Genomic DNA, 10,783 nt, shown 5'->3' on the forward strand with positions numbered 1-10,783 from the left:
GCCCGGCCGGGTTCCGGGGGCGGACCGTCAGCGGGCGTCGCCGATGGACTGCACGAAGAGGGCGCGCCCCTCCTCCGGCGTCATCGACGGGTTGTTCCAGTACTGGGAGATGGCGTCGTCGATGGCGCCGGAGACCGAGCTGGAGACGCCGAACAGGCCGGTGCTGACGAGGTGCGTCTTCGGGTCCTTCAGCGTCTCCATCGCCCGCCGGGCGCAGGCGTCGAAGCCGCTGCCGTCGACGTCGTTGCGGATGGGGATGGAGCCCTTGCGCTGGTTGAAGGCGACCTGCACCTTGGGGTCGAGCAGCACCTTCGCCATCAGCGCCTGCGCCGCCTTGGCCTCGGCGTCGTCGGTGCGGGAGAAGGCGAAGGCGTCGACCGCCATGATGTAGGCGGTGTCCTTGGCCGGGGCGAGGGCGCAGCCGACCGCGGTGCCCGGCTCGATTCCCGCCGCCACCATCTCGCCCTTGACCCAGTCGCCTTGGAACTGGAAGGCGGCGGCGCCGCGCATCAGCATGGCGGTGGCCTCGTTCCAGCGCCGCCCCGGGCTGCCCTCGTCGACGAAGTCGCGCAGCGCCGCGAAGGTGCGGAAGGCTTCGAGCGTCGTCCCGGACTCCATGGCCGCGCGGTCGAGGTCGCCGTAGATCCGCGCGTAATGGTCGCGCCCGCCGATGCCCAGCAGCACGGTGTTGAACAGGATGCGCTCCTGCCAGGGCTGGCCGCCCAGCGCGATCGGCGTCACCCCCTTGCCCTTCAGCACCTTGGCCGCCTCGAGGAACTCCGGCCAGGTCCCGGGCACGGCGACGCCGGCGTCCTTCAGGACGGCCGTGTTGTAGAACATCCAGTTCTCGCCGTGGATGTTCACCGGGGCGGCGATGTAGCGCCCGTCGTACTTGGCGACCCGGGCGATCATCGGCGGCAGCAGGGCATCCCAGTCGCCGGCCTTGGCCGGGCCGTCGATGTCGCCGATCAGCCCCTGCTCGGCCAGCTCCTTGAGCTGCTCGCCGATGGAGAACTGGAAGATCGGCGGAGCGTCGCCGCCGATCATGCGGTTGACCGCCGCGGCGCGGGCGTTGGAGCAGCCGGCGATCGGCGTGTCCTTCCAGGTGCCGCCGGCCGCCGCGAAGGCGGCGCGCACCTCGGCCAGCGCCGCGGATTCGCCGCCCGACGTCCAGCAGTTCAGCACCTCGGCGGTCTGCGCCGAGACGGCCGGAGCCGCCAGCCCCGCCGCCACCGCCGACACGAGCCCCGCATAGCGCATCGCCCTGAGCATGGTCACCTCCCCGGTTCGACCCGTTGCCGCAAATCGTAACGTTGCGATTTTTGGCCAGTATGAATGTGTCCGGCCGATTGTCAACGCCATAATCGGCTTGTTCAACGGAAGTTCAGGCGATACAGTCCAAATCGTAACGTTACGAATTGGCGCGCCATGGGGGTGCCGCCGATCGGGAGGGTTTCAGGATGCTGCGGTTTCCCGAGGGCTTCGTGTGGGGCGTCTCGACGTCCGCCTACCAGATCGAGGGAGGGGCGCCGGACGACGGCCGGGGGCCCTGCATCTGGGACACCTACTGCGCCACGCCGGGCAAGGTGGCCGGCGGCGACACCGGCACGGTCGCCTGCGACCATTACCACCGCTACGGCGAGGACCTCGACCTGCTGCGCCGCCTCGGCGCCACGGTCTACCGCTTCTCGACCATGTGGTCGCGGGTGATGCCGGAGGGCACCGGGGCGGTGAACGAGACCGGCCTGGACTTCTACGACCGCATCGTCGACGGGCTGCTGGAGCGGGGCTTGCGCGCCTGGCCCTGCCTCTACCATTGGGAGCTGCCGCAGGCGCTGCAGGACCGCGGCGGCTGGACCAACCGCGACAGCGCCTCGTGGTTCGCCGACTTCGCCGCGGTGGTCGCCCGGCGCCTCGGCGACCGGGTCGAGAACTGGGTGACCTTCAACGAACCCAGCGTCTCCGCCTGGGTCGGCCACGAGGAGGGGCGACACGCCCCCGGCCTGACCGACCCGCGCGCGGCGGTGCGCGCCGCCCACCACATCAACCTCGCCCACGGCCGCGCCGTCGCCGTGCTGCGCGCGCTGACGCCGCGGGCCGGCGTCAGCTTCGTCCTGCCCGTGCACAAGGCGCGGCCGCTGCCGCAGTTCGCCGAACGGGACGCCCCCCTGGCCGCCCTGTTCGAGGACAAATGGAACGGCGTCTTCCTCGACCCGGTCTACGCCGGCCGCTACCCCGCCTCGCTGGAGGACCGCTTCGCCGAGCACGTCAAGGACGGCGACCTCGCGGAGATCAACCGGCCCATCGACTTCCTCGGCGTCAACCACTACTTCCCGAGCTACGTCACCGCCGCCGACGGCGGCGCCTGGCCGTTCCGCCACGCCGAGCCGCCGCGGTTCTTCCGCCGCACCGAGATGAACTGGGCGATCGACGGCCGCGCCTTCTACGAGGCGCTGATGATCCTCAAGGAGCGCTGCGGCAACCCGCCGGTCTACGTGACCGAGAACGGCGGCGCCTTCCTCGACCTCGTCGGGCCCGACGGCCGGGTCGACGACCAGGACCGCATCGCCTACTACCGCGACTACCTCGCCCATCTCTGGCGGGCGGTGGCGGAGGGCGCCGACGTCCGCGGCTTCATGCCGTGGTCGCTGCTCGACAACTTCGAATGGGCGCACGGCTACGGCAAGCGGTTCGGGCTGGTGCACGTGGACTACGCGACCCAGGCCCGCACGCCGAAGGCGTCGTTCGACTTCCTGCGCTCGGTCATCGCCGCCAACGCTTTGCCGGCGGAGTGATTTCGGCTATGCCGGGAGCCGACGGAGGCGGCGGAGGCATCGCGGTGACGGGACGGCGGCACGCCAATCTGCGCACGCTGGCGGACCATCTCGGCCTGTCGGTGACCACCGTGTCGCGCGCCCTCAAGGACGGGCCGGAGGTGCGGCCGGAAACCATCGCCCGGGTCAAGGAGGCGGCCGCCGCGCTGGGCTACGTGCCCAACGTCGGCGGCATCCACCTGCGCACCGGCCGCACCATGAAGGTGTGCTCGATCCTCTACGCGCCGGAGGTCGGCGACTACGGCGATCCCGGCTTCCTCGCCCAGGTGGAGAGTCTGTCGGCCGGGCTCGAAGCGTCCCAGTACAATCTCCTGGTGCTGGCCCAGACCGGCCGCCAGACGCCGCTCGACGCCGTGCGCAAGGTGGCGGAGCAGCGCCTCGCCGACGCCGTCGTCTTCTCCCGCACCACGCCGCTCGACGAGCGGGCCCGCTACTGCCTGGAACGCGGCTTTCCCTTCGTCAGCTTCGGCCGCACCGAGCTGCTGACGCCGCACGCCTACGTCGACCACGACGACGAGGGCGCCGTCGTCGACGCGGTCACCCGCCTGGCCGCGCAAGGGCACCGCCGCATCGCCCTGATCAACCCGGCGGGCCCGCTCACCTATCTCGGCTACCGCCTGCGCGGCTACCGGCGCGGGCTGGCCGAATCGGGCCTGCCCTGGGACCCGGCGCTCAGCGTCACCGCCGAGCTCTCGGTGCGGGCGACGCGGGAGGCGGCGCGCCGCCTGCTGGGCGCCGACCGCTCGGTCAGCGCCGTCATCTGCGCCAACCAGATGTCGGTGGTGGGCGTGCTGGAGGGGCTGATCGGCTGCGGCATCGACACGGTGCGCGACGGCGTGCCGGTGGTCGGCTTCGGCGGCATGCCCTTCCGCATGCTGTCGGAGCAGCGCGTCGTCTACTACTACCAGCCGCAGCGCCGGGTCGGCGAGACCCTGGCCCACCACACGCTGGCCCTGCTGGCGGGCGAGCCGCCGGACGCGCTGACGACGGTCCTGCCCTACGAGCGCACCGACGACCTGCGCCGCTTCCGCGACGACGACAGCCCGACAGGCGCGGCGGGGTGAGCGGGGGCACGGCGTTGGCAAGGGGTGGGCCACCTTGACAAGGCTTGCCAGATCTCCACGCTGAATGCGGCGACGGAGGGGTGTCGAATGCCCGCGATGAACATCAGCCTGCCCGCAGGGCTGGCCGCGTTCGTCGAGCAGGAGGTCGCGAGCGGAGGAAACGCCTCGCAGAGCGAGGTGGTGCGGGATGCGCTTCGTCTGCTCCACCGGGAAAAGGCGGTCGAGCAAGAGAAACAGGAGGTGCTCCGGCGCGCCGTCCTGGTCGGGACCGAAGACTGGCGGGCCGGTCGTCTCGACGACCGTCCCATCGACGAGACCTGAACGACATCGAGGAGTGATACCGTCGAGCGGAATGGCTGACACACCTCCTGCCCCCACCCTCCCCACGGCTCCGCCGCGGGTCCCCTCCCTCCCCTGCGAAGCGGGGGAGGGTCGGGGTGGGGGCAAACGTGTGTCAGGACTTCGGCTCGCCGGTATGACCCTTCTACTGGCAAGCCGGTGCTCTTTCTCCCGTTTCTTCTCACCCCAACCGACAAAAGGGCCGCCGCGGTTGCCCACGGCGGCCCTTCCGTAACCGGTGCCGGAGGAGGGTTACTCCTCGCCGGTCTGCTGACGGCGCTTCAAGGCGGCGCCGAGGATGTCGCCCAGCGAGGCGCCGGAGTCGGACGAGCCGTACTCGGCCATCGCCTGCTTCTCCTCCTCCATCTCGCGGACCTTGATGGACAGCGAGATGCGGCGCGAGCCGCGGTCGATCTGGGTGACCTTGGCGTCGACCTTCTCACCCACCGCGAAGCGCTCCGGACGCTGCTCCGAGCGCTCGCGCGACAGGTCGGACTTGCGGATGAAGCCGGTGAAGCCCTCGCCCACCGCCACCTCGATGCCACCGTCGGTGACCTGGGTCACCGTGCAGGTCACCACGTCGCCCTTCTTCATGCCGGCCGTGGCCGACTCGAAGGGATCGGAGGCGAGCTGCTTGATGCCGAGCGAGATGCGCTCCTTCTCGACGTCGACGTCCAGCACCTTGACCTTGACGCGGTCGCCCTTCTTGTACTCGGCGATCGCCTCCTCGCCCGACTTGTTCCAGTCGAGGTCGGACATGTGCACCATGCCGTCGATGTCGCCGGGCAGACCCACGAACAGACCGAACTCGGTGATGTTCTTGACCTCGCCTTCCAGCTCGGTGCCCGGGCCGTACTTGTCGAGGAAGGTCTCCCACGGGTTGTCGAGGCACTGCTTCAGGCCGAGGCTGATGCGGCGCTTCTGCGGATCGACGTCCAGCACCATGACCTCGACCTCCTGGGAAGTCGACACGATCTTGCCGGGATGGACGTTCTTCTTGGTCCACGACATCTCGGAGACGTGCACCAGGCCCTCGATCCCCGGCTCCAGCTCCACGAAGGCGCCGTAGTCGGTGATGTTGGTGACGCGGCCCTTGAAGCGGGCGCTGACCGGGTACTTGGCCTCCACGCCCTCCCACGGATCGGCCTCGAGCTGCTTCATGCCGAGGCTGATGCGCTGGGTCTCCGGGTTGAAGCGGATGACCTGGACCGTGACGGTCTGGCCGATCTGCAGCGCCTCGGAGGGGTGGTTGATGCGCCGCCAGGCGATGTCGGTGACGTGCAGCAGGCCGTCCACGCCGCCCAGGTCGACGAACGCACCGTAGTCGGTGATGTTCTTGACCACGCCCTGCAGCACCTGGCCTTCCTTGAGGTTGGCCACCAGCTCCGAGCGGGCCTCGGCACGGCTCTCCTCGAGCACGGCGCGGCGCGACACCACGATGTTGCCGCGCGAGCGGTCCATCTTCAGGATCTGGAAGGGCTGCGGGGTGCCCAGCAGCGGGGAGATGTCGCGCACCGGACGGATGTCCACCTGCGAGCCCGGCAGGAACGCCACGGCGCCGTTGAGGTCGACCGTGAAGCCGCCCTTGACGCGGCCGAAGATCACGCCGGTGACGCGCTGCTGGTCGTTGAACGCCTTCTCGAGCTGCGTCCACGCCTCTTCGCGCTTCGCCTTCTCGCGGGACAGCACGGCCTCGCCGTTCTTGTCCTCCATGCGCTCCAGGTACACCTCGACGGTGTCCCCGGCCTTCAGCTCAGCCGGCTGACCGGGCTGGGCAAACTCCTTCAGCGCGACCCGGCCCTCGGACTTCAGGCCGACGTCGATGGTGACCATGTCGTTTTCGACCGCAACGACACGCCCCTTGACGACGGTGCCCTCCAGGCTCTCGCTGGTGCCCAGCGACTCCTCCAGGAGAGCGGCGAAGCTTTCCTTGCCCTCTCCACCGGTCTTGGCCATAGCTTGTGCCATCGAAACTCCTAAGGTTGCAAAAAAGCGCCCCGGCGCTCCCACCCCCACGGCATCATGGAGCGTGGCCGCGACCGGACCGCCGCACCGGGCCCCACGCCCGGCGACTTGGGTTGACTGTTCCCCGGAAGGACCGACCCGGTCCGCGGTCTCGACGCCTCCCCCCGCCTCAGCGCCCGCCCCCGAGGCCGGTGGCCGAAGCGATGTAGGCGACGGCCGCGTCGAACGCCTCGTCGGCGCCCATCGCGGACGTATCAAGCACAAATGCGTCGCCAGCCGGCTTGAGCGGGGCCACCGCTCTCTGGCTGTCGCGCGCATCACGGGCCTTCATGTCCTCCAGGACGGCCTCTGGTATAGCCGGGATCCCGCGATCCTGCAACTCCTTGAGTCGCCTCCGGGCGCGCACCTCTACGGAAGCGGTAACATAGAGCTTGGCGGACGCGTCGGGGCAGACCACGGTGCCGATGTCGCGCCCGTCCAGCACCGCCCCGGCGGCGCCGCCCGGCGGCCGGGCGGCGAAGCCGCGCTGGAACTCGAGCAGCGCCTGGCGCACCTCGGGCACCGCCGCCACCTTGGAGGCCGCCTGGGCGGCCGCGTCGGAGCGCAGCTCGGGGTCGGCGAGGATGGCGTCGTCGGGCTTGAGCGCGCGCGCCGCGTGGGCGGCGAAGACGGGATCGGCGGGGTCCTTGTCGGCCCGCATCACCGCCACGCCGACGGCGCGGTAGAGCTGCCCGGTGTCGAGGTGGGCGAAGCCGTAGCGCGCGGCGATCCGCCGGGCCAGGGTGCCCTTGCCCGAGGCGGCGGGGCCGTCGATGGCGATGACGGCGGGGGCGACGACGGCGGAGCCGGCGGGGGCAATCACGGTGGAACGGCTCATGACGTCGCGTCCGCGATCTTCGCCCCCAGCCCGTTCATCAGGGTGACGAAGCCGGGGAAGCTGGTGTCGATGAAGGCACCGTCGTCGATCCCGACCGGCTCGGCCGAGGCCGTGCCGAAGACCAGGAAGCTCATGGCGATGCGGTGGTCCATGGAGGTGGCGACGGTGGCGCCGCCCCTGGGCGGGTTGGCGAGCCCGCCGCCGTGCACGGTGAGGCTGTCGTCGGCCCCCACCTCGACCCGCACGCCGCAGCGGGTCAGCCCCTCGGCGATCATGGCGAGGCGGTCGCTCTCCTTCACCCGCAGCTCCTTGAGGCCGAGCATGGTGGTGGTGCCCTCGGCGAAGGAGGCGGCGACGGCGAGGATCGGGTACTCGTCGATCATCGACGGCGCGCGCTCGGCCGGGACGACGACGCCCTGGAGCGCGCCGCCGCGCACCCGCAGGTCGGCGACCGGCTCGCCGGCCTGGTCGCGACGGTTCTCGAAGCCGATGTCGGCGCCCATCTCGACGAGCGTGTCGTAGAGGCCGGTGCGGCGCGGGTTCATGCCGACGTCGGTCAGCACCACCTCCGACCCGGGGCGCAGCAGCGCCGCCACGGCGGGGAAGGCGGCCGAGCTGGGGTCGGCCGGCACATGGATGGTGCGCCCGGTCAGCTCGGGCTGGCCGGTGACGGAGACGGCGAGCGCGCCGTCCTCCAGGCGCTCGGTGGTGACGGTGGCGCCGAAGTGGCGCAGCATCAGCTCGGTGTGGTCGCGCGACGGCTCGGTCTCGACGACCGTGGTGACGCCCGGCGTGTTGAGGCCGGCCAGCAGCACCGCCGATTTCACCTGGGCCGAGGGCACCGGCAGCCGGTACTCGATCGGCACCGCCCGGTCGGTGCCGATCACCGCCAGCGGCAGCCGCCCGCCGCTGCGGCCGACGAAGCTCGCCCCCATGCGCTCCAGCGGACCGATGATGCGGGCCATCGGCCGCTTGTTCAGCGAGGCGTCGCCGGTGAAGAAGGTGGTGATGGGGTGCGCCGCCACCAGGCCGATCAGCAGGCGCGCCGCGGTGCCGCTGTTGCCCATGTCGAGCACCTGCGCCGGTTCCCCCAGGCCGCCGACGCCGACGCCGCGGACCCGCCACGTCCCGTCGGCCCCGCGCTCGGCCTGCGCCCCCAGGGCCCGCATGGCGGCCGCGGTGTGCAGCACGTCCTCGCCCTCGAGCAGACCGTGGACGACCGTCTCGCCGACCGCCACCGCGCCGAGCATCAGCGAGCGGTGGGAGATCGACTTGTCGCCCGGGACGCGGACGGTGCCGCTCAGGGCGCCGGTGGACGAGGAGCGCAGCGGCGTCGCCTGCGGCATGGCAAGACCCTCGGATCTGGTGGTTCGACGTTCGGGCCGAGTTCCTAACACAGCCATGCCGGCGATGCGAGCGGTGGAACAGGAGGCCGGCCCCCGCCGTTTCTTCCGTTCGGGTCTCGGGCCCGCACCGCCCGGAAGGAGGCGGCCATGAAGACCACCACCCGACGCTTTCCGTGCCGCGGCGACGCGGAGCGGTTCCTCGCCGACGAGGGCTTCCGCTTCCTCGGCGCGCCCAGCCGCTGGCGCAAGGAGCGCGACGGCGGCGTCTGCTACGCCGACGTGGTGCTGCGCCACGGCACCGCCGTCGTCATCTTCACCGAGACGCGGGAAAGCGCGCACGACGCGGGATAGGCGGTCTCAGTCGCCGACCGCCGCCCCTTCGCGCCGGCTGTCGGCGCCGCCCAGCAGCCCCTGCGGCGTCACCAGGATCGCCTGGGTGCCCGACGTCATCTCCATGAGCGTCACCGCGTGGCCGCGCGCCTCCAGGTCCGGCGCCCAGGCCGCCGCCTCGGAGCCCGTCTCCAGCTCGGTCGCGCCGTTGCGGCTGCCGAAGTTGGGCAGGTCGACCGCCTGCTGCGGGTCGAGCCCCCAGTCGATCAGGCCGACCAGCGTCTTGGCGACGTAATTGATGATCTGGCTGCCGCCGGACGAGCCGAGCACGGCGTACAGCCGGCCCTCGGGGTCGAAGACGATGGTCGGGGCCATGGAGCTGCGCGGCCGCTTGCCCGGCTCCACCCGGTTGGCCACCGGCACCCCCTCGGCCACGGGGTCGAAGGCGAAGTCGGTGAGCTGGTTGTTGAGCAGCACGCCGCGCACCATCAGCCGCGCCCCGAAGGCGCTCTCGATCGAGGTGGTCATGGAGACGGCGTCGCCCCGCGCATCCACCACGGCGATGTGGGAGGTGCCGTGTTCGACGCCGTCGGAGGCGCCGTACAGGGCGCCTTCCCGCCACGGCGGCGATCCCGCCTCGGCCCGCCCCATGGAGGTCCGCGGATCGACCAGCGCCGCCCGCCCGGCGAGATAGCCGGGATCCGTCAGCCCCTTCACCGGCACCGGCACGTAGTCGGGATCGGCGAGATAGCGGGCGCGGTCGGCGAAGGCCAGCCGGCCGGCCTCGGCGAACCAGTGCGCGGCCTCCGCCGGATCGCCCTTCGCCGCCGCCAGGTCGCGGGACTCGAGGACGGCGAGGATCTGCAGCACCGCCACCCCGCCGGAGCTCGGCGGGCCCATCCCGCAGACGCGGTAGCCGCGGTAGGCGCCGCACACCGGCGGCCGGTCCTTGGCGCGGTAGGCGGCGAGATCGGCCGGGGTCAGGTCGCCGAGGTTGGCGGGGTGCGCCGCCACCGCGGCGGCGATGGCGGCGGCGATGTCGCCCTCGTAGAAGGCCCGCGCCCCGCCCTCGGCGACGGCGCGCAGGACGGCGGCGTAGTCCGGGTTGCGCACCGTGGCGCCGACCGGCAGCGGCGCCCCGTCTTCGCCGTAGTAGAGGGCGCGGGCCGCGGCATCGCCGCGCAGGTGGCGGTCCTGGGCCAGCAGCCCGTGCAGGCGCGGCGACACCGTGAACCCCTCCTCGGCCAGGCGGATGGCCGGGGCGAACAGGTCGCGCCAGGGCAGCCGGCCATGGCGGCGGTGGGCCAGCTCCAGCATGCGCAGCAGGCCGGGCACGCCGACCGAGCGGCCGCCGACCACGGCGTCGTAGAAGTCCATGGGCCGGCCGTCCGGGCCGAGGAAGCGCTCCGGCGTCGCCGCCATCGGCGCCGTCTCGCGCCCGTCGAGCGCGCTCAGCGTCCCCGCCGCGGCGTCCCAGTGCAGCAGGAAGGCGCCGCCGCCGAGCCCGGAGCTCTGCGGCTCCACCAGGCCCAGCACCATCTGCATGGCGATCGCCGCGTCGACGGCGCTGCCGCCGTCGCGCAGCACGCGGCGGCCGGTGGCGGCGGCCAGGGGGTTGGCGGCGGCCGCCATGAAGCGGCTGGCGGTGCCGACGGCGCGCTCGACGCGGCCGGTGCGGCCCTCGGGCGCCACGTCGCTGACGGCGTGCGCCGGCGGCGGCGCCAGCAGCGGCAGCACCAGGAGCAGCGCGGCCAGACCGGCGGCGGCCGGCCGGCGGCCGGGGCGGGCGGCGATGGTCATGGATGTCGTCCTTCCCTGTTCCTGCGGACACCCATCTTAGAGCCTATTCCAGTAGGGATCCGGTTTCGCCTGCTCTGTTGAACGTCCAGTGCATTGCGGCCCGGAGGTTTCAATGGGCAAGTTGGTTCAAGACGACGGCTGGCGGTTGCCGGGTGAGTTGTGGGAACGCATGGAGCCGCTGCTTCCGGAGCGCCCGGCGCACCCGCTGGGCTGCCATAACCCGCGGGT

9 protein-coding genes are annotated in these 10,783 nt (G+C 71.9%); 4 read left to right on the forward strand and 5 right to left on the reverse strand.

The window, feature by feature from the left end:
- Positions 1-27: 27 nt before the first annotated feature.
- Entirely contained in the window at positions 28-1,272 is a 1,245-nt protein-coding gene (locus ACSBPG_RS29790; RefSeq protein WP_435540887.1) for an ABC transporter substrate-binding protein, read from the reverse strand.
- Between the two features lie 188 nt (positions 1,273-1,460).
- Here ACSBPG_RS29790 and ACSBPG_RS29795 point away from each other — a divergent pair, with 188 nt between their 5' ends.
- The 3 genes from ACSBPG_RS29795 to ACSBPG_RS29805 all read left to right on the forward strand — a co-directional run bounded on the left by ACSBPG_RS29795 (position 1,461) and on the right by ACSBPG_RS29805 (position 4,219).
- Positions 1,461-2,795, forward strand: a complete 1,335-nt coding sequence (locus tag ACSBPG_RS29795; protein ID WP_435540888.1) for a GH1 family beta-glucosidase — start codon at positions 1,461-1,463, stop codon at positions 2,793-2,795.
- 44 nt (positions 2,796-2,839) lie between these two features.
- Positions 2,840-3,898 carry a LacI family DNA-binding transcriptional regulator gene (locus ACSBPG_RS29800; RefSeq protein WP_435540889.1) on the forward strand — a complete coding sequence of 353 codons (1,059 nt, stop codon included), beginning with the start codon at positions 2,840-2,842 and terminating at the stop codon, positions 3,896-3,898.
- An 87-nt stretch (positions 3,899-3,985) separates the two neighbouring features.
- Positions 3,986-4,219 (forward strand): type II toxin-antitoxin system ParD family antitoxin, encoded by a 234-nt coding sequence (locus ACSBPG_RS29805; RefSeq protein WP_435540890.1) that lies wholly within the window; start codon positions 3,986-3,988, stop codon positions 4,217-4,219.
- Positions 4,220-4,489: 270 nt separating this feature from the next.
- Here the strand turns inward: ACSBPG_RS29805 and rpsA are convergent, their stop codons facing one another.
- From rpsA to aroA, 3 genes are all read right to left on the reverse strand, one after another.
- Positions 4,490-6,205, reverse strand: coding sequence for a 30S ribosomal protein S1 (gene rpsA / locus ACSBPG_RS29810; RefSeq protein ID WP_435540891.1), 1,716 nt, complete (start codon positions 6,203-6,205; stop codon positions 4,490-4,492).
- 166 nt (positions 6,206-6,371) lie between these two features.
- Positions 6,372-7,079, reverse strand: coding sequence for a (d)CMP kinase (gene cmk, locus ACSBPG_RS29815; RefSeq protein ID WP_435540892.1), 708 nt, complete (start codon positions 7,077-7,079; stop codon positions 6,372-6,374).
- The gene (gene aroA / locus ACSBPG_RS29820) at positions 7,076-8,425 is read right to left on the reverse strand and encodes a 3-phosphoshikimate 1-carboxyvinyltransferase (RefSeq protein WP_435540893.1); all 1,350 of its coding nucleotides are present in this window, start codon (positions 8,423-8,425) and stop codon (positions 7,076-7,078) included. Before aroA ends, cmk begins: the two co-directional genes overlap by 4 nt.
- Before the next feature lie 147 nt (positions 8,426-8,572).
- Between aroA and ACSBPG_RS29825 the strand changes: the two genes are divergently transcribed.
- The gene (locus ACSBPG_RS29825) at positions 8,573-8,776 is read left to right on the forward strand and encodes a hypothetical protein (protein WP_435540894.1); all 204 of its coding nucleotides are present in this window, start codon (positions 8,573-8,575) and stop codon (positions 8,774-8,776) included.
- A gap of 6 nt (positions 8,777-8,782) precedes the next feature.
- On the opposite strand, the gene ggt is transcribed toward ACSBPG_RS29825, so the two are convergent.
- Positions 8,783-10,555 carry a gamma-glutamyltransferase gene (gene ggt / locus ACSBPG_RS29830; RefSeq protein WP_435540895.1) on the reverse strand — a complete coding sequence of 591 codons (1,773 nt, stop codon included), beginning with the start codon at positions 10,553-10,555 and terminating at the stop codon, positions 8,783-8,785.
- Positions 10,556-10,783 lie beyond the last annotated feature (228 nt).

The sequence above is a fragment of the Azospirillum sp. ST 5-10 genome, from assembly GCF_051225715.1.
Classification (GTDB): Bacteria; Pseudomonadota; Alphaproteobacteria; order Azospirillales; family Azospirillaceae; genus Azospirillum.